Annotated in this window: 29 protein-coding genes; 24 read left to right on the forward strand and 5 right to left on the reverse strand. The window is 45.0% G+C overall.

Annotated features, from left to right (window positions below; all coding sequences use genetic code 11):
- The first annotated feature begins 38 nt into the window (after positions 1–38).
- A complete protein-coding gene (locus C7R92_RS27805; RefSeq protein WP_106836390.1) occupies positions 39–575 on the forward strand; it encodes a GNAT family N-acetyltransferase in 537 nt (178 codons plus the stop codon).
- 115 nt (positions 576–690) lie between these two features.
- Entirely contained in the window at positions 691–1,032 is a 342-nt protein-coding gene (locus tag C7R92_RS27810) for a GRAM domain-containing protein (protein ID WP_069846435.1), read from the forward strand.
- 62 nt (positions 1,033–1,094) lie between these two features.
- Here the strand turns inward: C7R92_RS27810 and C7R92_RS27815 are convergent, their stop codons facing one another.
- Positions 1,095–1,364: a hypothetical protein gene (locus C7R92_RS27815; protein ID WP_069846432.1), complete on the reverse strand. Its 270-nt coding sequence runs from the start codon at positions 1,362–1,364 to the stop codon at positions 1,095–1,097.
- A gap of 168 nt (positions 1,365–1,532) precedes the next feature.
- Between C7R92_RS27815 and C7R92_RS27820 the strand changes: the two genes are divergently transcribed.
- The 13 genes from C7R92_RS27820 to C7R92_RS27880 all read left to right on the forward strand — a co-directional run bounded on the left by C7R92_RS27820 (position 1,533) and on the right by C7R92_RS27880 (position 11,805).
- Complete coding sequence (locus C7R92_RS27820; RefSeq protein WP_069846429.1) at positions 1,533–1,766, forward strand: hypothetical protein; 234 nt, start codon at positions 1,533–1,535, stop codon at positions 1,764–1,766.
- Positions 1,767–1,918: 152 nt separating this feature from the next.
- A complete protein-coding gene (locus C7R92_RS27825) occupies positions 1,919–2,131 on the forward strand; it encodes a hypothetical protein (protein ID WP_106836391.1) in 213 nt (70 codons plus the stop codon).
- 84 nt (positions 2,132–2,215) lie between these two features.
- Positions 2,216–2,671: a hypothetical protein gene (locus C7R92_RS27830; RefSeq protein WP_146147639.1), complete on the forward strand. Its 456-nt coding sequence runs from the start codon at positions 2,216–2,218 to the stop codon at positions 2,669–2,671.
- 11 nt (positions 2,672–2,682) lie between these two features.
- Complete coding sequence (locus tag C7R92_RS27835; RefSeq protein ID WP_069846419.1) at positions 2,683–3,003, forward strand: hypothetical protein; 321 nt, start codon at positions 2,683–2,685, stop codon at positions 3,001–3,003.
- A gap of 103 nt (positions 3,004–3,106) precedes the next feature.
- Positions 3,107–3,808 carry a TerC family protein gene (locus C7R92_RS27840; protein ID WP_106836393.1) on the forward strand — a complete coding sequence of 234 codons (702 nt, stop codon included), beginning with the start codon at positions 3,107–3,109 and terminating at the stop codon, positions 3,806–3,808.
- Between the two features lie 2 nt (positions 3,809–3,810).
- A complete protein-coding gene (locus tag C7R92_RS27845) occupies positions 3,811–4,683 on the forward strand; it encodes a LysR family transcriptional regulator (RefSeq protein WP_106836394.1) in 873 nt (290 codons plus the stop codon).
- A gap of 259 nt (positions 4,684–4,942) precedes the next feature.
- Positions 4,943–6,010 carry an AbrB family transcriptional regulator gene (locus C7R92_RS27850; RefSeq protein WP_106836395.1) on the forward strand — a complete coding sequence of 356 codons (1,068 nt, stop codon included), beginning with the start codon at positions 4,943–4,945 and terminating at the stop codon, positions 6,008–6,010.
- Between the two features lie 202 nt (positions 6,011–6,212).
- On the forward strand, positions 6,213–7,247 hold the full coding sequence (locus tag C7R92_RS27855) for a Bug family tripartite tricarboxylate transporter substrate binding protein (protein ID WP_106836396.1): 1,035 nt from the start codon (positions 6,213–6,215) through the stop codon (positions 7,245–7,247).
- Positions 7,248–7,328: 81 nt separating this feature from the next.
- Positions 7,329–7,790, forward strand: coding sequence for a tripartite tricarboxylate transporter TctB family protein (locus tag C7R92_RS27860; RefSeq protein ID WP_106836397.1), 462 nt, complete (start codon positions 7,329–7,331; stop codon positions 7,788–7,790).
- 12 nt (positions 7,791–7,802) lie between these two features.
- Positions 7,803–9,326 (forward strand): tripartite tricarboxylate transporter permease, encoded by a 1,524-nt coding sequence (locus C7R92_RS27865; RefSeq protein ID WP_106836398.1) that lies wholly within the window; start codon positions 7,803–7,805, stop codon positions 9,324–9,326.
- 23 nt (positions 9,327–9,349) lie between these two features.
- Positions 9,350–10,132 (forward strand): class I SAM-dependent methyltransferase, encoded by a 783-nt coding sequence (locus tag C7R92_RS27870; protein ID WP_106836399.1) that lies wholly within the window; start codon positions 9,350–9,352, stop codon positions 10,130–10,132.
- Positions 10,133–10,367: 235 nt separating this feature from the next.
- A complete protein-coding gene (locus C7R92_RS27875; protein ID WP_106836400.1) occupies positions 10,368–10,820 on the forward strand; it encodes an Lrp/AsnC family transcriptional regulator in 453 nt (150 codons plus the stop codon).
- A 19-nt stretch (positions 10,821–10,839) separates the two neighbouring features.
- Positions 10,840–11,805 (forward strand): EamA family transporter, encoded by a 966-nt coding sequence (locus C7R92_RS27880; protein WP_106836401.1) that lies wholly within the window; start codon positions 10,840–10,842, stop codon positions 11,803–11,805.
- A gap of 28 nt (positions 11,806–11,833) precedes the next feature.
- Here the strand turns inward: C7R92_RS27880 and C7R92_RS27885 are convergent, their stop codons facing one another.
- Both C7R92_RS27885 and C7R92_RS27890 read right to left on the reverse strand, forming a co-directional pair.
- Positions 11,834–12,553 carry a response regulator gene (locus tag C7R92_RS27885; RefSeq protein ID WP_007722300.1) on the reverse strand — a complete coding sequence of 240 codons (720 nt, stop codon included), beginning with the start codon at positions 12,551–12,553 and terminating at the stop codon, positions 11,834–11,836.
- Entirely contained in the window at positions 12,546–14,174 is a 1,629-nt protein-coding gene (locus C7R92_RS27890) for an ATP-binding protein (protein WP_244195851.1), read from the reverse strand. The genes C7R92_RS27885 and C7R92_RS27890 overlap by 8 nt, the downstream gene beginning before the upstream one ends.
- Positions 14,175–14,439: 265 nt before the next feature.
- On the opposite strand from C7R92_RS27890, the gene C7R92_RS27895 reads away from it, so the two are divergent.
- The 6 genes from C7R92_RS27895 to C7R92_RS27920 all read left to right on the forward strand — a co-directional run bounded on the left by C7R92_RS27895 (position 14,440) and on the right by C7R92_RS27920 (position 19,866).
- The gene (locus C7R92_RS27895) at positions 14,440–14,652 is read left to right on the forward strand and encodes a hypothetical protein (RefSeq protein ID WP_106836403.1); all 213 of its coding nucleotides are present in this window, start codon (positions 14,440–14,442) and stop codon (positions 14,650–14,652) included.
- Positions 14,653–15,196: 544 nt separating this feature from the next.
- Entirely contained in the window at positions 15,197–16,183 is a 987-nt protein-coding gene (gene qoxA, locus C7R92_RS27900) for a cytochrome aa3 quinol oxidase subunit II (RefSeq protein WP_106836404.1), read from the forward strand.
- Between the two features lie 23 nt (positions 16,184–16,206).
- Complete coding sequence (locus C7R92_RS27905) at positions 16,207–18,177, forward strand: cbb3-type cytochrome c oxidase subunit I (RefSeq protein ID WP_106836405.1); 1,971 nt, start codon at positions 16,207–16,209, stop codon at positions 18,175–18,177.
- A 2-nt stretch (positions 18,178–18,179) separates the two neighbouring features.
- Complete coding sequence (gene cyoC / locus C7R92_RS27910) at positions 18,180–18,788, forward strand: cytochrome o ubiquinol oxidase subunit III (RefSeq protein WP_069846385.1); 609 nt, start codon at positions 18,180–18,182, stop codon at positions 18,786–18,788.
- Position 18,789: 1 nt separating this feature from the next.
- Positions 18,790–19,107, forward strand: coding sequence for a cytochrome o ubiquinol oxidase subunit IV (gene cyoD / locus C7R92_RS27915; RefSeq protein ID WP_069846383.1), 318 nt, complete (start codon positions 18,790–18,792; stop codon positions 19,105–19,107).
- Positions 19,108–19,335: 228 nt separating this feature from the next.
- Positions 19,336–19,866 carry a GNAT family N-acetyltransferase gene (locus tag C7R92_RS27920; protein ID WP_106836406.1) on the forward strand — a complete coding sequence of 177 codons (531 nt, stop codon included), beginning with the start codon at positions 19,336–19,338 and terminating at the stop codon, positions 19,864–19,866.
- A 61-nt stretch (positions 19,867–19,927) separates the two neighbouring features.
- Here C7R92_RS27920 and C7R92_RS27925 read toward each other — a convergent pair whose 3' ends face one another.
- A complete protein-coding gene (locus C7R92_RS27925) occupies positions 19,928–20,458 on the reverse strand; it encodes a hypothetical protein (RefSeq protein WP_106836407.1) in 531 nt (176 codons plus the stop codon).
- Between the two features lie 50 nt (positions 20,459–20,508).
- Complete coding sequence (locus C7R92_RS27930; protein ID WP_106836408.1) at positions 20,509–21,387, reverse strand: YpjP family protein; 879 nt, start codon at positions 21,385–21,387, stop codon at positions 20,509–20,511.
- Positions 21,388–21,577: 190 nt separating this feature from the next.
- Between C7R92_RS27930 and C7R92_RS27935 the strand changes: the two genes are divergently transcribed.
- The 3 genes from C7R92_RS27935 to blaI all read left to right on the forward strand — a co-directional run bounded on the left by C7R92_RS27935 (position 21,578) and on the right by blaI (position 24,588).
- Positions 21,578–22,147, forward strand: a complete 570-nt coding sequence (locus tag C7R92_RS27935) for an FAD-dependent oxidoreductase (protein WP_007722324.1) — start codon at positions 21,578–21,580, stop codon at positions 22,145–22,147.
- 230 nt (positions 22,148–22,377) lie between these two features.
- Positions 22,378–24,147 (forward strand): BlaR1 family beta-lactam sensor/signal transducer, encoded by a 1,770-nt coding sequence (locus tag C7R92_RS27940; protein WP_106836409.1) that lies wholly within the window; start codon positions 22,378–22,380, stop codon positions 24,145–24,147.
- 42 nt (positions 24,148–24,189) lie between these two features.
- Entirely contained in the window at positions 24,190–24,588 is a 399-nt protein-coding gene (gene blaI / locus C7R92_RS27945) for a penicillinase repressor BlaI (protein WP_069846370.1), read from the forward strand.
- The last annotated feature ends 205 nt before the right edge of the window (positions 24,589–24,793 follow it).

Raw genomic sequence — 24,793 nt, forward strand, 5'->3', positions numbered from 1 at the left:
GGGCAACACAAGCGATATGGATTTAGGAGATGGGAACGATGAACATGAGGATCAGAATAGAACAGGTAGATGATTATTCCGTTACTGAAAAGGTCGTAAAGAGTGCATTCGCGAATGCGGAGTTCAGCGATCACAAAGAACATGAATTGGTGTCTCGCATCAGAAAATCTGATGCATTCATCCCCGCGTTATCTCTAGTTGCGATTGATGAAGAAAATCAACAAATCGTTGGCCATATTCTTTTGTCGAAAATCTCCATTCGCAATGACAATCAGAGCATAGAGTCACTTGCACTTGCCCCAGTGTCAGTCCTGCCTGGTTATCAAAGCAAAGGAATCGGAAAGAAATTAATTCTCGAAGCCCTCCAAAAAGCAAAAGAACGGGGATACCAATCTGTTGTTGTTCTCGGGCATTCCGAATATTACCCAAAGTTTGGCTTCCAAAAAGCTTCGCACTGGGGAATAAAAGCACCTTTCGACGTACCGGATGAGGTATTTATGGCTTTGGAACTGCAAGAAAATGCACTGGCTCAAGTCTCGGGCGTTGTTGTATACTCCAGTGCTTTTTTTGAATAGGTAGGGATAGTTAATGAAAAGAAACGCAGATTTCTTTATTCCTAATTATGGTAATATAAAGTGCCTACCAATTCGAGAAAAAACGGAATCGTATGTCGGAGGGGAAAAGGAAGAAATGGAACTCAGGCGAAACGAATCGATTGTGCTAGAGAATATAGCAGCATACCTATTCAGAGGAATGGAAGGAGTAGGTGGGAGGTTAACGATTACGAGTGAAAGACTTTATTTTCAACCACACAGTCTCAATATTCAAACACAACCTCTCGAATTAAACTTGAAGGATATGGCGGCAGTTGAAAAGCGGAATACGCTGTTCGTGATCCCAAACGGAATGAAAATCAAGATGCATAACGGACAAGAGCATAAATTTGTTGTATGGAAACGAGCGGAGATCATCGGAATGATCCAGGATACAAAAATGAAGCAAAAAATGACGGTGATCATTAAGACGAGGTAAGCTATCCGTTCAATGAAAATCGCCCTGCTACAAGCAATGCTGCGCAAGGCGATTCCCACATCTTACAAGTCCTTTGCAATGTGCGGTTTGCTATAATGACTGGTACCCCCACCGCCAACCAATACTCTTCCACCTTGTCTGAAGATGAGCAATTTCCTAGATCCATTTGAAAGCAGTACAGTAATTTTTGCTCGATTCGCTGTTGCAATATAAATAACGTAACCAGTTCTGGAGATTACCGTACGCCAGTTGCGATCGAATTCAGAGCGCAGAACCCGATTGGAATACACTTGGTTTTCCACGCGTCTCGCAGTGATTCTTTTCTTTTTCATCGAGACTTAACACCTCCCGTCAATCTATCCTATTCAGGGGGGAGAAAAAGGAATGGACAAGAGTTGTAGGCGATTTTACTATTTTCGTTGCAACAACACAGGAAGCGTTCTATGATAACACCAAGGACGGTATCCATTGTAAGAGCCGTAAAAAAGGAGTGAAAGACAATGGCAAAAAGCGCAGCACGCAAGCAACGGGAAAAGCTGGCCCGTGAAGGCAAAAGAAATCCGGATCTCAACAGAAGCATTTTCGCTTTTGCTGACATGAGACAGCGGACGACGAAGACCAGAGCAGAAAAACTGAATCAACAGAAGCACAAAAGGTCGTTATCCTACCAAAGTGATGATGGCCTTTTTTATTTTATGAAAGCTTCTAGTAGAAGCTTCCTGCATATATCCTAGGTAAGCGATCCCTTAACTGATGGTTAGTACGCCGAGCTCAACTGCAGAATATGATTTTAACCATCAATCATAATAATGGAATAATGCTCTGTCTTAGAAAATGTTCCCGAAAACAAAGCTTGGTGATAAATTATTTTATATGGAAAATTGAAATGTGGGTAGATGAAAAAACAGGGGTTCTATTAAAATTAATAACAACAGATAAAGGTGGGAATGTAAAAAATAGTATTGAAGTTTTAAATATAAACTTTGAGACTAATTTAGCGAAAACCACCAGCAGGATGTTTGATACAGACGACACCAAAGGATATAAAGAATTAAAATTAGATGACAAAAAACCATCCGACAAGAAACACAAGAAATAGAATGAAATGTCGGATAGCAAACCTTACTTCTTTCATATAACATGGAGTAAGGTTTTTTATTTTTTCCAGGGCGGTGAGGGATTAATGAATAGAAAATGGTTTATTGTTATCATAATGCTAAGCGCTCCTGGGATATTAAGTGCCAATATGGGTATCTCTCAAATAGAAGACTCAATTACAGCTCAATATTCAACTAGTTCTCGTTCCATTATAGAAAATACAGCATTTGATTCTGAAGAACCGAATTGGCTCAAAAAATCGGAAGACAATTCAAATGAATATCTTGTCCATGATGGATACTTCTATTTTCCGGTTGAAGAGGATCTTACCGAAACCAACATAGATAAAGTTCTTGGCACGGTGAGTAGAATAGGCGAATGGGAGGAGTTCAAAGAGGGGGATACTCCCTACTTCCTCCCGGGTAGTATATACTACACAATAAAAAGCGTACCAGATAAGAACAAAATCGCAATCGAAATCGTGAAGAATGAAACCAAAAAATATCAGGTGCTGGAAAAAGGTCATCCGGTTCCAAAGTGAGGCATCGCATCATGAAACACAGCTACATAAATCTTCCAGACTCATCCATTCATCCCGAATGCGCGAGAGCCATTCAACATCTCCTCCAACTGAAGGACCCAAAACGCGAAGACTTTTTGGCGCTGAAAACGTACGGTACTGACCGTTATTCGGCAATGGGGTGGGAGGAGCTACAGACGTACATCAATGAAAAGACCGTCATCATTGTCGAGCAGTTTGAAAATGAACAAAATATTATGTCTGCCTTGCGCTGGGTAGCGAGAGGATTGCCGGTTTGGCTAGCGATTCGAAAAGTGCGAGCGGATTATTCTGTGTATGGATACAAGAAGTAGCCTGTCTTTTAAAAAAAATATATGTAAATAATAGAAATAATACTGCGCTAACGAAAAGATAGGTCTATTATTGTCAGTATCAGCAACATTGGAGGGAGACATCATGACAGAATACTTACTTAGCTTACTACAAATCATTATGATCAACCTGGTCCTGAGTGGAGACAATGCAGTCGTTATTGCTCTTGCCTGTCGGAACCTGAATCCAAAGCTGCAGAAAAAAGCCACCTTTTGGGGGAGCTTCGGTGCAATCGGATTGCGGATCATTCTTACCTTCATTGCCATCTGGCTGTTGAAAATCCCGTTTGTCCAAGTCGTCGGAGGACTTTTGCTCATCTGGATTGCGGTCAAGCTGTTAAAAGGTGAGGATGAGGACAGTCACATTGGTGGCGGAGCGAGTTTTGTTGAGGCACTTAAAACCATTATTTTTGCTGATCTGATTATGAGTCTGGACAATGTCATTGCCGTAGCGGGAGCAGCGAACGGGAACCCGGTTTTGGTCATCATCGGTCTTGCCATCAGCATTCCACTCATCATTTGGGGAAGCCAGTTGCTGATGAAGCTGATGAACCGTTTTCCGATCATCGTATTATTAGGGGCGGCTTTGCTTGGATATACAGCAGGAGAAATGATTGTAGGAGACAAAGCAGTTGGCAGCTTCCTAGATGGGGTAATGCCTTCGTTGCATATGATTTTGCCGGTAGCATTGGCACTTCTGGTGATCGTGATTGGAAACTATTTGAAACGGAAGGAGAAAAATGTGTTAAATAAAGAAGTGACAAATAATCATGCGGAGACACTATAGCTATGGAATATCGCGATTGGTACATTCTCCAAACCTTGTACCAGGAACAAAACATCACAAAAACAGCCGAAAGCTTGTATTTGTCCCAGCCTGCGCTGACCAAACGACTGCGGCAGATTGAAAAAGAATTTGGCGTACAGATCGTGCAACGGGGGAGTAGAGGCGTTCAGTTCACTCCGCAAGGCGAGTACTTGGCCAAATGCGCAGATGAAATGCTGCTCAGACTGCGCAATATCAAGGAGCATGTCTTGAACATGGGAGACGAGGTCAATGGTACGCTCCGGCTGGGGGTTTCCAACTATTTTGCACGGTACAAGCTCCCGATGATCTTGAAAAAGTTCAAGGAGATCTATCCAAACGTCGAGTACAAGGTAATGACAGGATGGAGCAAAGACGTCTACAAGTCCGTGTATAATCAGGACGTGCACGTAGGCTTTGTCCGGGGAAGCTACAACTGGTCCGACCAAAAGTACTTGCTGTTCGAGGAATCGGTCTATGTCGTTTCCACGGAACCCATTCATATCGACGACCTGCCCAGCCTGCCGCGAATCGACTATGAGACCGATCCGATGCTGCGGGCGTTAGTGGACGACTGGTGGACCGAACGATTTTCCCAACCACCGCTGATCGGCATGGAGGTCGACAAGTCGGATACATGCAGTGAAATGGTAGCAAACGGTTTGGGGTATGCCATCCTTCCACGAGGCATGCTGAATGGCAAAGACGATCTGCACATGATTGAGCTGACCAGCGCAGAGGGGGAGCCGATCAAGCGAAGTACCTGGATGTTTTATCATGCCGACTCAATGGACTTGCAAATGGTCAAGGCATTTGTACGCTTCATGGAGCAGGGTGAGATATCATTCATCGATTAAGCCGGGAAAAAGGAACTGCTGGGAACTCTCTGAATGGGAGCCAGCAGTTTTTTTGTGAAAAACGTCTCGACGTTTTTCATAAAAGTAGATAAGACCGCTTGCGGTCAAACAAAACGGTCATGACCGTTTTGTTATTCATACAAGGAATCGCCAACGATAACCATTTTGTATTTTTGCTGCGAGCACAATTGTTTTACACTAGGTGTACCCCCACCCTAGAAGCTTCATACAACGTCGGAGAGTAGGAGAGGGAACGCTTATGCTGCTACGTATTCTGTTTACATTGCTGCTCGGATCACTGGGAGGCTGGCTGTTTGCTACCATCCACAGCCCACTTCCTTGGCTGCTCGGAGCGCTAGTCACCACCGTTATCTGTAATATGCTTGGGGTCAAAAATCTTTGGATTCCCCGTTGGTTTCGTCAAGCAGGATTGACAGTGATTGGGATCACCCTTGGTCTGCGAATGACACCTGAAATCGTCGAGACGATGACAGGGCACATCGGTTTGATGCTCATCACCACGATTTTGACCATCTTGATCAGTTTGGTGAACGCTTGGATATTTTATAAGGTCTGCCGAGTAGACGGAATAACGGCGATCTTCAGCAATATTCCCGGCGGATTATCGGAAATGGTGTCGGTGGGGCAAACGGCGGGAGGAAATCAACAAGTCATCACGATTTTCCACTCGATCCGTGCGATCAGCGTCGTGCTTTGTACCCCTTATCTTGTGACATTTCTACCTACCCATGCTGCCATACAGACGGCTACTACAGAACACACGCTGGGGATTGGGCAGACAGTCATGCTTCTTGTGGTTGGTGTCATTGGAGCATTGATTGCGTCACGCTGTTATATACCCGCTCCGTTCTTGCTAGGTGCCTTGCTCGTGACCGCTTTGATTTCGATGAATACATCGCTTGTGGGAGAGAGTCCTGCGTTGCCAAACATCCTGGTCCAAGGGGCGCAAATATTCATCGGGGTCAGCATCGGTCTTGGCTTCAAACGAGAGGACATCGCCAAAAACCGCCGATTCTTTCTGTTCGGTCTCATGCATTCCCTGTTTTTGTTCGTTATGGTGATCGTGCTTGCTATCGGCATTTCTTACGTGACTGCTACCGATATCGTGACGGCTATTTTGGCTACGGTGCCAGGTGGACTCGCCGAAATGAGCTTGACTGCCTTGGCGACAGGAGCCGATCCGCTATTAGTAACGGCGTTTCATCTGTTTCGTGTGGTTCTTGTACTCACGTTGTTTTCCTTTGGTGCTCGTGCATGGACGAACCGCCACAGCAGGATAAAACAGCCAAAGGAGACCAGCGCCTGACGCAGTTTTACAGTCGAATCAATGGCAAGGCCTGTACGTTCCCTAATCGGAAACGGCAGGTCTTATTGGCGTGAAAAAAATGAAAATAATCATAAATATGGTGTTTATCCAAATTATCTGAACAAACTAGGAAGCGTTTTCATCGAATGCTATGATCTCCTTAACTTATTTGAAAACGCTATCAATCGAGGGGGTTATAAAGATGAAAAAAACAAACAAATGGACAAAATGGACCGGAGTACTCCTCACTACGGCAATGGCACTTAGCCTCGCAGCCTGTGGAGGCGGCGGTGGGCAGACGGCATCCACTGGAGGAGCTTCTACCTATCCAGAAAAACCAATCTCGGTTATCGCTCCGTCGGGGGCAGGCGGCGGCTTGGATAAAACAGCGCGTTCCCTTGCAAAGGTGATGTCAGCAACGAAGCTGGTAGACAAGACGATCTCCGTCGAAAACAAGCCAGGTGGCGGACAGGCAGTTGGCTTGGCTGATTTCGTGACGCAGGACAAGAAGAACAACTATAAGCTCCTGCTTCCCTCTACACCAATCGTCATCAACAATGTGAAAAAAGAAGGAAACAGCCCGCATTCCTACAATGATATGACTCCGTTGGCACAATTGACGAAAGATTACGGCGCGATCGTAGTAGCAGCCGATTCTCCATACAAGGATCTGAAATCGTTAATGGATGCAATCAAAGCGGATCCAACCAAAGTAACGGTTGCAGGCGGTTCTGCTCCTGGCTCGCTTGATCACTTGACCTTTTTGATGCCAGCTGTAAAAGCGGGAATTGATCCGAAATCTGTGAAATACATTTCTTACGATGGCGGCGGAGAAGCGATCGCATCTCTCTTGGGTGGCAATGCTGACGTACTGGCTACAGATGTATCCGGTTCCGGTGAATACTTGAAATCCGGCAAAGTAAGAATCTTGGGTGTTTCATCCCCTGAGCGTTTGAAAGGTATGTTCAAGGACATCCCGACGTACAAAGAATCCGGTTATGACACGGAGCTGATCAACTGGCGCGGTGTATTTGGACCAAAAGACATGACGCCAGATGCTGTTGCTTACTGGGAGCAAAAATTGAAAGCGATGACAGAGACTCCTGAGTGGAAAGCAGAGCTGGAAGCAAACGGCTGGGACGATGGCTACAAAAACGGCGCAGACTTCAAGAGCTATCTGGGTGAGCAAGAAAAAATGTTCAAGGAAATCTTGGGCTTGCTCGGAATGGCGAAATAAAAAGGTTTGATGGGGGATGGAGAAGGAGCGATTCTTCTCCTCCTTCATTCTGGATTCTTGTACGAACAGGAGGGAACATGCGTGAGCAAAACATTTGACCGCTTCGCCAGTCTGGCTTTTCTCGTGTTAGGCGTAGCATTTGTGGTCGGGAGTCAAAACATCTCGGCGAGCGCTTACGGCAGCAATGTCGGACCAAACATTTTTCCGATGGGACTCGGAAGTCTTCAGATCCTGCTCAGCCTGCGATTATTTTATGAAACGTTCAAATACAAGCAAGAGGGCGAGAAAGAGAAGCAAAAGCTCGATTACAAACGGTTCCTCATCATTCTTGTCGCGGCATTATTCTACGTATTGCTTTTAGAGGAAATCGGCTACGTGATCAGTACCTTCCTTTTTCTTTTGGTTGGATTCCAGACGATGCAAAAAGGAAAATGGCTCAATAGCGTGATCATTTCCGGTGCGTTTTCATTCGGTGTCTACTTGTTGTACGTGGAAGTTCTCGATGGCACGTTGCCCGGTTTACCAACATGGTTAGGCTTGTAGGAGGTGGATGAAATGGGTGCGATTGATTATTTGCTGGACGGATTTGCCACTGCCCTGCAATGGCAAAATATCATCTTTGCGTTTGTCGGCGTCTTGATCGGGACAGTAGTCGGGGTATTACCAGGGATTGGGCCAATCAGTGGTGTGGCCTTGTTGATTCCAGTGACAGCTTCGTTGACGAGTGGACTGCCGCCAGAAGCAGCGGCGACCAGCGCCATTATTTTGCTGGCAGGGGTTTACTACGGAGCGATGTACGGTGGCTCTACCACTTCGATTTTGTTGAATACACCTGGTGAGTCATCTTCTGTTGTTACTGTACTGGACGGATACCCGATGGCCAAGCAGGGAAGAGCGGGAGTTGCTCTCTCCATCGCTGCGATTGGTTCGTTTTTTGCCGGGCTTGTCTCGCTTGTCGGTCTGGTATTTTTGGCAGAGCCACTCTCTGAAGTAGCGCTCAAGCTCAGTCCAGCAGATGAGTTTTCGCTGATGATCTTGGGGTTGTGTGCACTGAGCGGGTTGGCAGGCAAGTCCGTCACGAAAGCATTGATGATGACGGTTTTCGGCTTATTGATCGCGACGATCGGGCTGGACAATGTATCTGGCGTGGCGCGTTTTACCTTTGATATGCCAGAGCTTTATTCCGGTTTGGAATTCTTGACGATTGCCGTTGGGGTATTTGCACTCGGGGAAGTGTTCAAGACGATCCTCGAACGTGATATCAATGAGGGGGAGATCGCCAAAATCTCCCGAATTTTACCGACCAAGCAAGACCTGAAGGAAAGTGCCGGACCGATTCTCCGCGGATCGCTGGTTGGCTTTTTTAAAGGTATTGTTCCTGGTTCTGGTGCAACTCTGGCATCCTTCCTCGCTTATTTGCTGGAAAAGAAAATCAGTAAAACGCCTGAAAAATTCGGCAAAGGGGCGATCGCTGGGGTAGCGGCTCCAGAGTCGGCGAATAATGCAGCATCTGGCGGAGCGATGATACCACTTCTGACCTTGGGGATTCCGGGTACAGGGACGACAGCGGTATTGATGGGCGCACTGATTATGTACAACGTGCAGCCAGGTCCGCTCTTGTTTGAAGATCATCCGAGCATCGCTTGGGGCTTGATTGCCAGCATGTTCATCGGAAACGTGATGCTCTTGATCCTCAATATGCCGCTCGTAAAGGTGTTTGCGAAGCTGATTGAGACACCGCCTAAATATTTGATTCCTATGATCGTTGCCATTTCCGTGTTTGGTGTATACGCAGTCCGTGTCTCCGTATTTGATCTAGTCTTGCTGCTCCTCTGTGGACTCGTGGGTTACTTTTTGGCGAAAAACGATTTCCCAATGGCTCCACTCGTTCTTGGCTTGGTCTTGGGTCCGATGATTGAAAATAATTTGCGACGCGCGTTGACGACGTCCAATGGTGATTTTTCTATCTTTATTCAAAAGCCAGTATCGCTGGTGTTTCTGATCATTGCGGTTCTCTGGATCACCGTTCCCTTGATCATGAAAATGAGAGGGAAGAAAGTAATCGTGAACGAAGAATAGAAGAATAGGGGAGGGCGATTCTCATGCGCGATGACAAAAAGATCAAAGAGGAAGTCAGACAGCAGTTCGGTGCGAATGCCGAAAAGTATGTGAATAGCCAGACGCATGCTACGGGAGAGGATCTCGCTCTCCTGCAGCCTTGGCTGAATCCTTCGCCTGATTGGGTATTTCTCGATGTGGCAACGGGTGGCGGTCATCTAACCAAGGCAATTGCTCCACATGTCGGTCAAGTCTTTGCGACCGATTTGACGCAGCCGATGCTCGCAGCGGCGCGAAACCATCTGAAATTTCACGTAAGCAATGTCTTTTATGTAGTCGCGGATGCGGAAGCACTTCCGTTTTTGAGTGAAACCTTTGATGCAGTCGGGTGCAGAATCGCGGCTCATCACTTCCCGAACCCAGAGGCGTTTGTAAAAGAAGTGGCCCGTGTCCTAAAGCCGGGTGGAAAATTTGTGCTGATCGACAATATCGCAGCAGAGGATGAAAAGCTCGATCAATTTGTGAATACGCTGGAGAAACTTCGAGATCACAGTCATGTACGAAGCTACTCACGGTCCGAATGGTTAGCATGGATAGAGCAAGAGGGACTGGTGGAGAGTCATTCGCGCATCCGCAAAAAGACGTTCCCGTATGCGACTTGGGTCAGACGTACGACTGAGACTGAGGAGCAGGTTGAGCAAGTAACCGCGCATATCACAAGCGCCGATGAGAAAATCCAAGCCTACTTCGCGGTTGAAAAAGAAGGAGAGCAAGTCGTTTCCATCCAAGTTGATGAGTGGATGGCGTTGTTTGAGAAACCAGAATGATCAGGACGATGCTTCTAAGCTGGTCCCCGCTTACAATCAAGCGGGGGCTTGTTCTTTTTTGTATGGGTACCTAAGTAACGATTCGTAATGATAAGGGGCCTTTCAAGACGGTTTTTTGGCATTATATTTTTGATATCTTGCTTCTGTATTTACTATTCGTTTGAATTCGGTCAATATAGAGTACAAATGGTCTATATGAAGGAAAATATGCTACTATAACCACAGGAGGTATGTGATGGATGAGGTTGACCTGAGAATTGTTCAATTGCTCGAGGAAAACGGAAGGATATCTCACGAGGAAATCAGCAAGCTGCTGCACATCTCGCGACCAGCTGTCCACCAACGGGTTTCCAAGCTTGAAAAGAATGGCGTTATCAAGGGATACCGTGGCGTCATTGACTGGAGAAAATTAGAGCAAAGGCTGAAGGTATTGATTTTCGTCAAAGCAAGATGTCAGGATTTCAAAGAAATCACAGCAAAGATTGTGAACGTTCAGGTACCAAACGTGACCATTATCGAATGCCAGCGGCTCGCGGGAGAGTGGTGTATGATGCTAAAAGTACGTGCGACGGCACCGGAAGATATCACCAATCTGATCGATGAAATGGTCCAGTATGACGAAATACTGGAAACCTCCACGACCTTCATCTTGTCGACGATCTACGAGGATGGTAGGAAAGAAATTTGAAAGCCAGGGTGGAAACACAATGACAGGAAAAAAAGATTCGAAATTATTTGTCGTTACAATTGCGTTGCTAGCGGTCTACCTGTTTTGGGGAGGCACTTATCTCGGAATGAAGATCGCTATTGAATCGATGCCACCCTTTATTATGGCGGGGGCGCGATTTTTTCTGGCGGGATTGGTCCTGTTCCTGATTGGGCGTTGGAAAGGAGCAGAGCTGCCGAGTGCAGCAGAATGGAGAGGGGCTGGAATAGTTGGGGCGCTGCTGCTTCTCGGTGGTAACGGTGTAGTTGCATGGGCACAACTCAAGGTACCGTCAGCAATCGCGTCCTTGCTAATCGCTACGGTTCCATTATGGATTCTCGTTTTCAACTGGATCGGTGGCAGCAAGCAAAAGCCAACTGTTGGAGTCATGGGAGGAATCCTGTTTGGCTTGGCGGGGATCGCTGTGTTGGTTGTCCATCCCGAGGGAACAGGCAATAAAGGGATCGACACGATCGGAATCGTGGCGCTTCTGTTTGCCTCGATCTGCTGGTCAGTGGGATCGCTGTATTCGCGCAATGCAAAGCTCCCAGCATCGCCTGTGATGGCGACGGCCTTGCAAATGATCATCGGAGGAAGCTTGCTGGGGATCGCGTCGCTGTTTCTCGACGATTGGACGAAGCTGCATATAACGGAGATTTCCCTGCGTTCCTGGATTGCTTTTGGTTATTTAGTTGGATTTGGTTCTATTGTCGCCTACACGGCGTACATTTGGCTTTTGAAAAATGCAGAGCCTTCTCTGGTCTCCACGTACGCCTATGTGAACCCGATTGTCGCAGTATTTCTAGGCTGGCTGATCGCTGATGAACAATTGACAAGCCAAACCTTGATTGCTGCTGTCATGATCATCGCAGCCGTTGCCATCATCACGATGTTTCGGGAAAAGAGTCCAGGTGCGACAAAACCAGTAGCAAGAAAAGAAAAAGGGAAGCTTCAGGTTCATAAATGAAGCTTCCCCTTCTTTTTGCCATCAGGCATTATTTGGCCGTTTTTTGCGGTACCCAGCGGTATTTTCGTTCCGGACGCCCGACGGTTCCATAGAACGTCTCGACAGTCACTTCATTAATAGAGACGAGAAATTCGAGGTATCTGCGCACCGTCGAATGGCTCATGCCAGCAAGTGCAGCCAAATCATCGGCATTCATGCTTTGAGTGGTCTCCTGCATCTTGTCCCGGATCAGCTTTAACGTCAGCTTGTCGATGCCTTTCGGGAGTGTAGTGACAGTCTCAACAGTTTTGGTAGCAGGAGTGTGTGCGGCTTTTGTAAACAGCTTGTCCACTGCTGTTTGATCAATGGTTGTATGCTGCTGCAGCTGACGTCTCGTATTTGCATATTGCTCCAAGGTAGACATGAATTTATCGATCATAATCGGCTTGATGATGTAGCTGTATGCCCCGCCACGTATCGCTTCTCTCACGGTTTCCACATCGTTTGCGGCTGTGATCATGACGACATCGATCCCGCGAAAATGCTTCCGTACTTCACGCAACAGGTCAATCCCGTTCATATCTGGCAAATAAATATCCAAGAGCAGAACATCCGGCGTAACGACGTGAAGCATCTCCAATGCCTGTTTTCCAGTCGTGGCCGTGGCAATAATCTGGAATCCTTCCAGTTTACTTGTGAATTGTTCATAGATTCTAGCTGCAATTTCGTCATCTTCCACGATCATGACGGTAATGGGTTTCTCAGACATGGTGGATTGCCTCCTCTCTACTTACTTCGTCCCATTTCTTGGGGACGACGACGGTGAAACGCGCTCCGCCAAGGTCACTTTTTCCGAGTGAAATTTGCCCCTCTAACACCTCGATGGCGTTTTTCACAATAGCCAAACCGAGTCCTCGATTTTCACCTGATTTCGTAGTGACACCGCTTTCAAAGATGCGGGGCTCCAATTCTTTTGATACCCCATGTCCATTGTCTTCGATGTCAAAAATAATATCGCCACCTAAATCAGTAAAGGATACGTGGACCATTGCGTCAGAGCCTTTGTATTCGAGGGCAGCTTCCATCGCGTTGTCGATCAAATTGCCGAGAATAGTGACCAATACCTTTGTATCCAAGCTGTCAGGTACATTTCCCAAATAGCTGTCCTGATCAATTTCGAGTAGTACCTTCAGCTCTTTGGAGCGATTGATTTTCCCTAGCAGACAAGCTGCGATGAAGGGCTCTTTGACTGAACTCATAATAAAGGCGAGAATATCTTGCCGTTCCTTTACTTCATCGGTGATGAGTTCGGTTGCTTTGTCGTACTCCTTTAGCTTGAGGAGACCGTAAATGGTGTTCAAACGATTTAAATATTCGTGATTTTGTGCACGCATATTGTCCGAAAAGGAACTGATTTTCGTAATTTCTTCGGTGAGTTGCTCGATCTCAGACTCTGGACGAAATGTGAAGACCACGCCTCTGATTTCATTATTGCTCAAAATAGGAGAGTAGTCGGTTATAAAAATTTCATGCCCCAGCAAAATTTTGTAGTTCATTTCTTGTGTATTTCGATTGACAGAATGAATGATGTCGCTTAATTGCGGGCTAGCGATCGATTTGCCTACGGTCAAATCTTCTTGGAGGAGGGAACGTGCGCGTTTATTCATCGAGACGACACGCCCTTGCATATCGACTGCTACCGTAGCATCGCGAATCGATTCAAGAATAGCTGCTTTTTCCGTAAACAAAAATGAGATTTCTTCTGGCTCCAGACCAAAGATCAATCGCTTGACTCGTCGGGCAATGATAATCGCGCCAATAATTCCGATAACCAGCAGCACCAGGGATAAGGCAACGACCCTTTCCTTGTATTCCGCGACCTTTTTCTCTACATCACTCATCACATAGCCGACAGAGGAGACACCGATTGTTTCCCCTTGCTTGTTGACGATCGGTGTTTTTGCTTTGATGGCTGGACCTGAAATGCCTGTCCCCCGATAAATGACCGAGCGATTTTCTAAGAATACGGGGTCATTGCTGGTTCCCATCGGTAATCCAATCTGCTTTGGGTCGTAGTGAGAGTACCGAATACCGTCCTTGTTTCCAATCACGACATAGCTGGCGCCCGTTTCCATCCGAATGGTTTCGGCTATCGGTTGAATGGTCTTGGAAGGGTCATCCGTTTCAAAAGCTGCAATAATGCGTTCGTCCATGGCAGATAGCTTGGCGACCGTCATGGCTTGCTGTCCAATATATCGATCCAAAATGTCATCTAATATGAAGGAAAATAAGGCAGTTCCTATTCCCATACTGATCAGGACAACGATGGAAATGAGCAGAACCATTTGAGTCAAGAGGCTGATGCGGGCTTTTTTGGGTGTATGAACCATGGGCAAACCACCTTCGATGACAGTTCAAGATGTTAGGAATGTTGAAACCGTTTTCTTTATTTATTATAACAATAACGCTTTCACATTTGTGACACAAAGTAAAAATGTAAAAATACGATAAACAATAGGTTTATGAAAAAAGTTTTGACAATTTTTTTATAAAAAATTGAACAAAATATGAACAACAAGTGAATATTATGTTACAATAAGAGTATCAAACAAAAACGGTCACGCAAAAAATCTATGATGATAGGGGTTTTGTGTTATGAATAACGATCGAAAAGCAGCGGATGTATTAAGATGGATGGCATGGACAGCACTATTTGCCGGTGCTATTATTATGGCTTTCACTGCAAGCGATTTCAGATCGCAGAACTTGCCGTTGATGGTGTCGATCGGATTTTTGATCGCTGGCATGAATATTTTCATTATGAGCACGGTGTTTCGCTTAATGACACTAAAAAGAACGGACGCCTAACAAGATAAAAATAGTCCCGTAGAGAACCTCTCCATTTCTTCATTATAAAGAGAGGTTTTTTATTTATATGGAATTTTACCGCCAGCCAAATGCGCTGGCGTTTTTTTGATTTTTTTATTAAAAGTGAAAAGAAAACTTGACATACAGGATTGGGTGAGATGACCAAAAATGGGTGTTGGACTTCATTAGAGGAGAATCCTAACAAGAATATGATCAACTCGTGACTGCTATGTGAACACTTTGTAACAGAAAAGCTACGAAATATTGAACGTCGTTAAAAACGGGTACAAAAGCTCGCCGACTCTGATAGTATGTATATGCGGTTAATAGTGAAGTTCACTTGTGTTAAAAAACCTCTATTGTAAGGAACTCTCGAAAAGTGTGAATGCACGTTAAAGAAAGAAGGTTTTCCAAAACCTCGTTCGAGACCTCTCCATAGAGAGTGACTGCACTATCGACATATGTGAGGCGAAGTTCACCTGAAAAGAACTGCGCTCTCAAAGTATTACATGCTCGTTGTTTGTGACTAGGAGGGATTAGGAGAATGAGCGGAGGAAAAATGCTGAGACATATCCAGTTTTGGATCTTGGCAGTGTTGGGCACCGTTCTGCTTACAGGCTGTGGTAGCGAATACCTCGTCTTGAATCCAAAAGGACCTGTAGCAGAAACGCAGTACAATCTCATTATTATTTCCACGATATTGGTCGCTGTCATTATCGTTCCGGTTCTTGCGCTTACCGCTTTCATTGTATACCGCTATCGGGATACACCGGGCAATAAAGCAAGTTATAAGCCGGAGTGGGCACACAGTACAACCCTAGAGGTAATTTGGTGGATTATTCCTATTATTATCGTTGCATTGCTGGGTTACTTTACTGTCCGTGATATTTATGTGTTAAAAGAGAACCCGAATAAAGAAGTTGCCCCTATGACCATTCAGGTTACGGCTTTGGACTGGAAATGGATGTTTACGTATCCAGAACAAAATATCGCAACTGTTAACCATTTGGAGATTCCAGCAGGTGTACCGATTCGCTTCCAGGTATCTGCTGATGCACCGATGAACTCTTTCTGGGTTCCAGAATTGGGTGGACAGATTTATGCGATGGCGGGAATGGCTACCGAGCTGTATTTGCAAGCAGATGAACCAGGTACATTCGCTGGATTTAGCTCCAACTTCTCTGGTGAAGGCTTCGCCAAAATGCAGTTCGATGTAGTGGCAAAACCAAAAGACGAGTTCGATAACTGGGTCAAAGAAGTAAAAGGTACGACTCCAGCTATGACGAAGGCAGATTATGAAGAACTCCGCAAGCCTGGCGTGACAGATAAGGTTACGTATTCTGCATTCCCAGAAGGTATGTTTGAAGAGATCGTTGCCAAATATGGCCATGGTCACGATATGGACTATGTGATGGAGAAACCCCCTGCGCCTGCAGGTGACAAGTCTTCTAATGAGACTTCAAAAAATACGCAGCAACAGACTGAATCGCACAACATGCCTGGAATGAATCATTCCAGTATGAACCACTAGGCGAGAGGGAGGAGGAATACCACGTGTGGGAGAACATTAAGGATTTTGCATCCACGTTCTTTGTAACAGGTGACCCGCTGATTTACGGTGCGGACGTATCGATTGTACTATCCATGGTTGCGATCGTATTCGTTCTGACTAAGTATAAAAAATGGGGTTGGCTATGGCGTGAGTGGTTGACTACGGTTGACCATAAGCGTATTGGTATTATGTATTTGATCGCATCGCTTCTGATGCTGTTCCGCGGTGGGGTTGACGCCCTGCTGATGCGTTTGCAACTGGCATTCCCGAACGTAGAGTTCCTGAACTCGGATCACTATAATGCCATCTTTACGACTCATGGTACGATCATGATTTTGTTCATGGCGATGCCGATGATGTTTGCCTTGTTCAACATGGTAGTACCGCTTCAGCTCGGTGCTCGAGATGTAGCGTATCCGTTCTTGAACGCACTCAGCTTCTGGCTGTTTATGCTCGGTGCGATGCTGTTCAACATTTCGTTCGTAATCGGGGGCTCCCCGGACGCTGGTTGGTTGTCTTACCCGCCACTGTCACAAAATGAATTCAGCCCTGGACCCGGTCAGAACTTCTATATTTGGGGGATTCAGATCTCCGGTATCGGTAGTTTGGCGACAGGGATTAACTTTATCGTAACGATTCTCAAAATGCGTGCACCTGGCATGAAGCTGTACAAAATGCCATTGTTTAGCTGGTCCGTATTGTCCAGCTGCATTATGATTATCTTCGCTTTCCCAATCTTGACTGTAACACTCGCATTGCTGTTCCTTGACCGTTTCGCAGGTGCCCATTTCTTCACGATGGACGGCGGCGGTAACCCGATGATGTACCTTAACCTCATTTGGATGTGGGGTCACCCAGAGGTATACATCGTAGTAGTACCAGCATTCGGTATTTTCTCTGAGATTGTAGCAACCTTTGCTCGTAAAACGATCTTTGGTTACAAATCCATGGTATGGGCAATGATGGTAATTGCGATTGCATCGTTCTTCACATGGGCGCACCACTTCTTCACAATGGGTACAAGTGCTAGTGTTATCGCGTTCTTTGCGATATCCACGATGATTATTGGTATCCCGACCGGGGTTAAGGTGTTTAACTGGCTGTTTACGATGTATCGCGGTAGGATATCCTTCCAACAGCCTATGCTGTGGACCATTGCGTTCATCCCGTGCTTCGTTATTGGTGGAGCGACAGGGGTAATGCTCGCGGTAGCCCCAGCAGACTATCAGTATCACAACAGTTACTTCTTGGTTGCCCACTTCCACCAAGTATTGATCGGTGGGGTAGTATTCGGTTACTTGGCTGGTATTTACTACTGGTGGCCAAAACTGTTCGGCTTCAAGCTCGACGAGAAGCTGGGCAAATGGGGCTTCTGGTTCTGGAATATTGGTTTCTACGTGTGCTTTATGCCGCAATACGCGCTCGGTTTCATGGGTATGACTCGCCGTTACTACACGTACGGTTGGGACCGTGGCTGGGCAGATATGAACCTCGTATCCACTGTTGGGGCATTCATGATGGGTATCGGTTTCATCTTCCAAGTATGGCAAATCGCTTACAGCATCAAGCATGGTGAGCGCGACACAACAGGCGACCCATGGAATGGTCGTACGCTGGAGTGGTCGATTCCATCACCAGCTCCGTTTTACAACTTTGCTGTTGTACCAGAGGTAAAAGAAGCCGATGATTGGTGGGCTACAAAACAAGCCAAAGCAAATGGCACCTATAAAGAACAACCGGCGAAACTTGAGCCGATTCATATGCCGAAGAACTCTGGAATTCCGTTTATCATGGCGAACTTCTGGTTCTTGGTAGGTTTTGGTTTCACGTTTGGTTGGGTTTGGATGGCCGTCATTGGATTCATTGGAGTATTCGCATGCATGTGGGCACGCTCCTTCCAATACGACACGGATTATTACGTACCGGTGGAGGAAGTGCGTCGCACTGAGGCTTCACTGGGGAGGGTGGTGTAACGATGGCGCAGCATCATGACCATGGTCACGGCCACGACCACGACCATCATGAAGAGCATGAACAATTAAAGGTTCTTGGTTTTTGGATTTTCGTTGTTACAGACTGCGTGCTGTTCGGTACATTGTTTGCAACATATGCGGTAATGATGAATAGCTTTGCTGGCGGACCAACTGGACAGGAATTGTTCCAGCTGCCAGGTGTTATTGCTTCAACCTTTATCTTGTTGACAAGTAGCTTTACCAGCGGTCTCGCTGTTCTGGCGATGAACAAAGGCAACGTTAAGCAGCTGATTGCTTGGCTGGCTGTAACTGGTCTTTTGGGATTGTCTTTCGTAGTGTTGGAAGTCACTGAGTTTATGCACTTGATGAGCGAAGGCGCAACCATGGCGACTAGCGGCTACTGGTCCGCTTTCTACACACTGGTTGGTACGCACGGATTGCACGTAACGCTTGGTCTGTTCTGGATGACTGCGTTGATCATGCAGCTGAAGCGTCGTGGAATCTCTGCGGTTACTCGCCGCAAAATTACCAACTTTAGCTTGTACTGGCACTTCCTTGACGTTGTGTGGATCTTCCTCTTCACAGTCGTCTACTTGATGGGGGTGATGTAAGGTGGCACAACATCAAAACCATGGCGGACATCATAGTCACGGATCGATGAAAGAGTACGTAATCGGTTTTATCCTGTCGATCGTGCTCACCATTATCCCACTCGTGCTGGTCATGAACTCGATTTTGAGTAAAACGGCGACCATGATCGCGATCTTGGTAATGGCGGTCTTGCAGTTCGTAATTCAGTTGGTCTTCTTCATGCACATCCGCGAAGGAGAAAAACCGCGCTACAACGTACAGACATTGATTCTTGGACTTGTGATTGTATTTACAATCGTTGCAGGTTCCCTCTGGATCATGTTGTTTAACAAATATTAATCAGTTAAGAGCGTGGCACAAGCGATTCGATGCTTGTGCCGCGTTTTTTTGTTTATGATTTGTAGCTGTCGTGGAGGGAAGAAGCGCATATCCAGTCTACGCTTCTTCCTACGCGGCTTTTAGTCAACCGATGGAAGTAATTCAAGAAGGTAGAAAATTGTTTAGCTGGTATCACTCTCTTCTTGCAGCTATAATAGAAAGAATTTTACGGCAAGGGGAGTGAAGGTGATGGCTGGGCAACTGTATGTAACGAAGCCTTGTGCAGAACTTCAAGCAGAGTATATTTCCTTTTACGAAGAGTGGAAAGAAAGTGGAGAGCCTATCGTACCGTGGGTGGTGGATCGGGAGCCCTATGATTTTCCTGCGTATCTGGAATTTCTGGAGAGTGAGAGCAGCGAGGAAAATCTTTCGGATGGCTATGTTCCCCATTCGACGTATTGGCTCATGAACGAGGAGCGGCGCATAGTGGGGGCGGTGAACATTCGGCATCGACTCAACGAGCGTTTACGAAAATACAGCGGGCACATCGGATACGGAATCCGGCCTTCCGAGAGACGCAAAGGATATGCGACGGAAATTTTAGCGCAAGCCCTAAACATCACGAACGAGCTGGGGATAAACGAAGTATTGGTGATTTGTGATTATGATAATGTAGGATCGGAAAAAACGATTCGGAAGAACGGGGGCGTCTTTGAGTCGGAATGTACAGACGAGGATGGATTGGTCATTCGCCGCTTCTGGATTACACGACCTTCGTAAAAGAAGAGGGCTATCTCATTGTCAGTTTACACGACGTTTGAGATAGCCCTTTCCCTATTTATTAATCTACCTCATATGCAATCAACTTGCGAACCCATTGCTCCATCTCGTCAAGAATATAGTCTGGGGGTGGAGTTTTGCCGTCCTTTTTTGGTAGGACGAGCCATTGTAATGGTTTGGGGACATGGCAGATCTTCCTAAGCAGTTCTCTTCCGTGATTGTCAATAATGATATCACGTAAAAAGATTAGCACTCTATTGTCTATCGCATGGATGAGCTTACCTTCATATTCTATATCAGAGATAGTAACGGAAGGGTGACCATGCCGCTCAATTCCGCCTAGTACTTCAACCCATACAAAATCATATGACTGGGAGAGTTCAGCTTCTAGGAGATCGGGATCTTTAACGAGTACCTGTTCTGTGGAAGAAAAGGGACGACTTAAAAAAATATCTGGGTCCATCTCCATATAGTCTAATACGACCTTACAAGATGCAGCTTGTTTGTTTTCATAGGTGTATAAAATCTCTTCAATTTTTTCGATATTTAATTTTTTTCCAATCACGAAGCCTATTTGCAGATCGATTGTCACTCACTCCTTCATGAAGAAGAGAAAATCGTGTTAACTCGATTTCCTGTCCATTAATCCTCTCCCCAATGTTCTGGGAATTGATTACTTTTCGTAATTTTAGTTTGGCCATGATGCCACTCGAAATTATCATCCTTTTTATGCCAATGGAAGTCAATGCTTCTACCTTTGTCCACTCTTTTCATATGAAATCTCAATAAGTGTTTATTTGTCCTCTTGTGAATAATATTGAAAACCTTTTCTCCTTGGTTAATGCCATTTAACTCATTTTTATCTTCTGGGCCGTCATAATCAATATCTCCATTATATTGTTCGTGCAAGGCTTCAACCTCCGCCCATATCTCAGGCTCTATTCTTTCTTCAAATTCGTCATAGGCCATTCTTTTTATTTTCTTCCCCATTTTTTTCTTAACCGCTTCTTTAAGAGCCAGTCTTAGGAGAATAGGTAATATAGTAGCTTGAACTTTATCTTCGCTTTTAATGCTTGAGTTACTTTGCAACAGCAGGACTTCTGTTATTTCGGGCAATACCGAATGATTTTCAGCTATTTGGTCTTTTACATCACGAATTAAATTGTTCAGCTCTTTTTCATCATCTTGACTGTTGGAAAAATACTCCTCCAAATCCCTTTTCACATCATCTTCAAGTGAAGTCTTTTCTAAGAATGCTTCTTGAAGATTCCTCTCGGATTTCATACCTTTTAGAACAAGGTCCAGGTTGTCGAAAGTATCGGTAAGTGATTTTTCAAGATCATCTTTGTCTACTGACATGACTTCACTTGAAAATTCGTATTGAAGCATTTCATTCACGGATGATTTGGTTAATACATCAGTCTCTGCAGCAAAACTAGATGTTAGAACAGTGCTGAATAGCATCATTGAGGCAAGAGAGGTTAAAAACAACTTTTTTCCTTTTTTGATAAAATCAATCATTTTAATCCTCCTATTTCAAATATTTACCAATTAATAAGATAATATAAATTTATGATTATATCAATTGCTTTTTGAATATTTTGTTCGAAGCTAAAAATCACTGGATAAACTAGTTAAAAGATATTGTCATATTTCTCATACTTAGTATATAATTATGTTGTGAAAGTTATTTTGGAAGGGAGAGATTTCTTTGTTTGATATCGTAATTATTGGAGCAGGCCCGGCAGGAGGAAGTGCAGCGTTGTTTGCTGCAAAAGCAGGTAAGAAGACGTTACTGATTGATAATGACAAAAGCATGACCAAGCGCGCGTGGATGGAAAATCACTACGGCATCATGGAAATCTCAGGCCCAGACCTCATTGAGATCGGTAAAAAGCAAGCAGCGAAATTCGGTGCGGAGCTGGTAGCCGACCAAGTAAGCAACATTACCAAAACAGAGCAAGGCTTACTCGTAGAGACAGCGGAAAAAGGCAGCTTCGAGGCTAAGCATGTGATTCTTGCAACGGGAGCGCTCGTGACTTTGGCAGAAGCGATTGGGGTAAAAACCAAAGAAGGTACAGAGCCACGGATTAAAACCGTTGTCGATGTCGATGCACAAGGAAAGACGAACATCGAAGGAATATGGGCAGCAGGTACGTGCGCGGGAGTAAGCGTACATACGATTATTACATCTGGTGATGGCGCCAAGGTTGCAATCAATGTCATCAGCGAACTGAATGGCGAGCGTTACGTCGATCACGATGTTTTGAAAACAAACTAAATCAGGTTCAAAAACACCTTCTTACCATTTTTGAAGAAGGTGTTTTCTTTTTTCTTCCAATCGACGATAGCTTGTATCGTGATCTCGTTTTTGACATAATGAAGCTAATTGTGCTAATCGACGTGAAGAATCCTGTCAGGTTGAAGAGCGTTCCTGTTGCTCTGGAAAATTGATACGGATTCTATTTTTATCTAGATTGCCCTATGTAAGAAGGGAGGGAGACAGGTAGCATGTTCGTCAATCATGTGGTGATTAGCTTGATCGTTTCTTCCTGTACGATCGCACTTATTTTCTTGATTCGAAAAGTATTTCGCTCACAGATGTCGGCTAGATGGCAGTACAATTTGTGGTTTCTCTTGCTGGTCGCTTTGACGCCAGTTTTTATCCCGAATTACTTTTTTGATTTTGGAAATGTTTTTGTTTCAGGGATGAATCAGCGCAATGAAGCTGGCAGCTCGCTGCTCGCTGCGAAAGCTCCTGTGTTTGAAAATGCGAATTGGGTACAGGATTTAACGTTGTCCGTAAATCGCTATACACCCGACTCCTTTCCTACGATTCTCGTCGGCATATGGGGAGTCGGCATGATCATTTGTGCTTCGATCACGTTATCAGCCTGGTTAAAAATCCAGCAGATCAAGCGGACAGCATCTGTGATCACCAATCAAGAAATCATTGAGTTGTTTGAACAATGCAAGAAGGATGTAAAAATAACGCGGAACATCGTGTTAGCAGAATCCAAGCACGTCAAATCTCCGATGACGTTTGGCGTTTTTACGACGTATGTTGTTCTGCCCAGTCATTTTGATGAATGGCTGTCGATCAATGAAATGAAGTATATCTTTTTGCATGAGCTCATGCACAAAAAAAACAATGATATCGTCATGAACTACGTGACTGTCGTGTATCAGCTTTTGTATTGGTTCCATCCATTGGTCTGGCTGGCTTTTCGGGAAATGAGAGTAGACCGTGAAATTGCTTGTGATGTAGCTGTATTGAACTTTTTAGACAAGCGAAATTATCCGGAATATGGTCATACCATCATTAAGTTTTTGGATAAAGAAAGTCGAGCCGGAAATGTCGTTTTGGCCAATCAGTTAAACGGTTCCAAGAAAGCAGTGAAAAAACGAATCGAGAAAATTGCATCCCATAATGCCGAATCAAAGCTGTTGCAGTTGAAAAGTACGTTCATTTTTTCCATGATGGGCATCTTGGTTGCCAGTCAGGTTCTTGTTGGTTCCGCTTTAGCTGACGATCGCAGTCGCTATCATTTTCAAGATGATCGAACGATTTACGAGGATTTAGACAACTATTTCCGTGGTTATGAAGGTAGTTTTGTCTTATATGATTGGAAAGCCGACCAGTATCGGATTTACAACAAGGCAGGAAGTACACAACGAATTTCACCGAACTCCACCTACAAGATTTTTCTCACCTTGTTTGGATTGGAGACCGATGTGATTTCGAGGGAAAGCTCCCTGTTAAAATGGGATGGAATCCGTTATCCGTATGAGCAGTGGAATCACGATCAAGATCTATTTACCGCGATGCGATACTCCACGAACTGGTACTTTAAAGAGTTGGATAAGAGCATTTCTCCGGATACATTGCAAGCTTTTCTGGAACAATTGAACTACGGAAATTACAATACATCTGGTGGAATCGGCGAATATTGGATAGAATCTTCCTTGAAGATTTCACCGGTGGAGCAGGTACAATTATTAAAAGCGTTCTATACGAACCAGTTTGGTTTTCAAGAAAACAATATCCAGACGGTGAAAGATTCCATCCGGTTATCGGAAAAGGCGGGTTCGATTCTTTCCGGGAAAACAGGTACGGGCGCCGTCAATCAAAAAGATGTGAACGGTTGGTTTGTTGGATATGTAGAGAACGAGGAAGGCACCTACTTCTTTGCTACAAATATACAAAGCGAAGATGACGCGAATGGATCTGCAGCAGCAGAAATCACCTTGTCTATTTTGAAAGCGAAAGGTCTTTTCTAGCCTTTGTTGTTTCAGTCATGAATATCGAAAGGGGGAGACTTCATGTCTACATCCATGCCAAGTATTTCAGAAGCGGAATGGCGAGTGATGAATGTGCTATGGGAAAGGTCACCGCTGACAGCCAACGAAATTATTTCCTCCTTGGAAGGTCAAACGGATTGGAACCCAAAAACAGTACGTACTCTTTTGAATCGTTTGGTTCAAAAAAATGCCGTTGGAGTCAATCAAAACCTAAGAGTCTATACGTTTTATCCGTTGTACTCACAAAATGAATGCCAGCACGCCGAGGCACAGTCCTTTCTGGAGCGGATTTACAGCGGAGCGCTAAAATCGATGCTGGTACAGTTCATCCAGAAGGAATCCTTATCGGACGAGGAGATTCAGGAGCTGCGTTCCATATTGGATGCGAAACAAACATCGACTGATCCTCCTAAAAAATAAAGCACGCCCTTTCAAGCTGACTTGGAGAAACCATTTACGGTTATCAGTTTTCTTGAAAGGGCGTCTTTTTTATTTTTTAGAAAGAATGGATGTAGCTCTGTTCCTTAGCAAGAAAAAGGAGATTGACACTAGTGGATTACGCGTGTAATATAATCGTGAAATCAGTTGATTACAAACGTAATACAGTATTACAAAAGTAATCTAT

Origin of the sequence: Brevibacillus porteri, from assembly GCF_003013475.1 — a bacterium.
Taxonomy (GTDB): domain Bacteria; phylum Bacillota; class Bacilli; order Brevibacillales; family Brevibacillaceae; genus Brevibacillus; species Brevibacillus porteri.

Coding starts and splice junctions, on each gene's coding strand:
- C7R92_RS27805 (WP_106836390.1), top strand. CDS start 39: ATGAACATGAGGATCAGAATAGAACAGGTAGATGATTATTCCGTTACT.
- C7R92_RS27810 (WP_069846435.1), top strand. CDS start 691: ATGGAACTCAGGCGAAACGAATCGATTGTGCTAGAGAATATAGCAGCA.
- C7R92_RS27815 (WP_069846432.1), bottom strand. CDS start 1,364: ATGAAAAAGAAAAGAATCACTGCGAGACGCGTGGAAAACCAAGTGTAT.
- C7R92_RS27820 (WP_069846429.1), top strand. CDS start 1,533: ATGGCAAAAAGCGCAGCACGCAAGCAACGGGAAAAGCTGGCCCGTGAA.
- C7R92_RS27825 (WP_106836391.1), top strand. CDS start 1,919: ATGTGGGTAGATGAAAAAACAGGGGTTCTATTAAAATTAATAACAACA.
- C7R92_RS27830 (WP_146147639.1), top strand. CDS start 2,216: ATGAATAGAAAATGGTTTATTGTTATCATAATGCTAAGCGCTCCTGGG.
- C7R92_RS27835 (WP_069846419.1), top strand. CDS start 2,683: ATGAAACACAGCTACATAAATCTTCCAGACTCATCCATTCATCCCGAA.
- C7R92_RS27840 (WP_106836393.1), top strand. CDS start 3,107: ATGACAGAATACTTACTTAGCTTACTACAAATCATTATGATCAACCTG.
- C7R92_RS27845 (WP_106836394.1), top strand. CDS start 3,811: ATGGAATATCGCGATTGGTACATTCTCCAAACCTTGTACCAGGAACAA.
- C7R92_RS27850 (WP_106836395.1), top strand. CDS start 4,943: ATGCTGCTACGTATTCTGTTTACATTGCTGCTCGGATCACTGGGAGGC.
- C7R92_RS27855 (WP_106836396.1), top strand. CDS start 6,213: ATGAAAAAAACAAACAAATGGACAAAATGGACCGGAGTACTCCTCACT.
- C7R92_RS27865 (WP_106836398.1), top strand. CDS start 7,803: ATGGGTGCGATTGATTATTTGCTGGACGGATTTGCCACTGCCCTGCAA.
- C7R92_RS27870 (WP_106836399.1), top strand. CDS start 9,350: ATGCGCGATGACAAAAAGATCAAAGAGGAAGTCAGACAGCAGTTCGGT.
- C7R92_RS27875 (WP_106836400.1), top strand. CDS start 10,368: ATGGATGAGGTTGACCTGAGAATTGTTCAATTGCTCGAGGAAAACGGA.
- C7R92_RS27880 (WP_106836401.1), top strand. CDS start 10,840: ATGACAGGAAAAAAAGATTCGAAATTATTTGTCGTTACAATTGCGTTG.
- C7R92_RS27885 (WP_007722300.1), bottom strand. CDS start 12,553: ATGTCTGAGAAACCCATTACCGTCATGATCGTGGAAGATGACGAAATT.
- C7R92_RS27890 (WP_244195851.1), bottom strand. CDS start 14,174: ATGGTTCATACACCCAAAAAAGCCCGCATCAGCCTCTTGACTCAAATG.
- C7R92_RS27895 (WP_106836403.1), top strand. CDS start 14,440: ATGAATAACGATCGAAAAGCAGCGGATGTATTAAGATGGATGGCATGG.
- qoxA (WP_106836404.1), top strand. CDS start 15,197: ATGAGCGGAGGAAAAATGCTGAGACATATCCAGTTTTGGATCTTGGCA.
- cyoC (WP_069846385.1), top strand. CDS start 18,180: ATGGCGCAGCATCATGACCATGGTCACGGCCACGACCACGACCATCAT.
- C7R92_RS27920 (WP_106836406.1), top strand. CDS start 19,336: ATGGCTGGGCAACTGTATGTAACGAAGCCTTGTGCAGAACTTCAAGCA.
- C7R92_RS27930 (WP_106836408.1), bottom strand. CDS start 21,387: ATGATTGATTTTATCAAAAAAGGAAAAAAGTTGTTTTTAACCTCTCTT.
- C7R92_RS27940 (WP_106836409.1), top strand. CDS start 22,378: ATGTTCGTCAATCATGTGGTGATTAGCTTGATCGTTTCTTCCTGTACG.
- blaI (WP_069846370.1), top strand. CDS start 24,190: ATGTCTACATCCATGCCAAGTATTTCAGAAGCGGAATGGCGAGTGATG.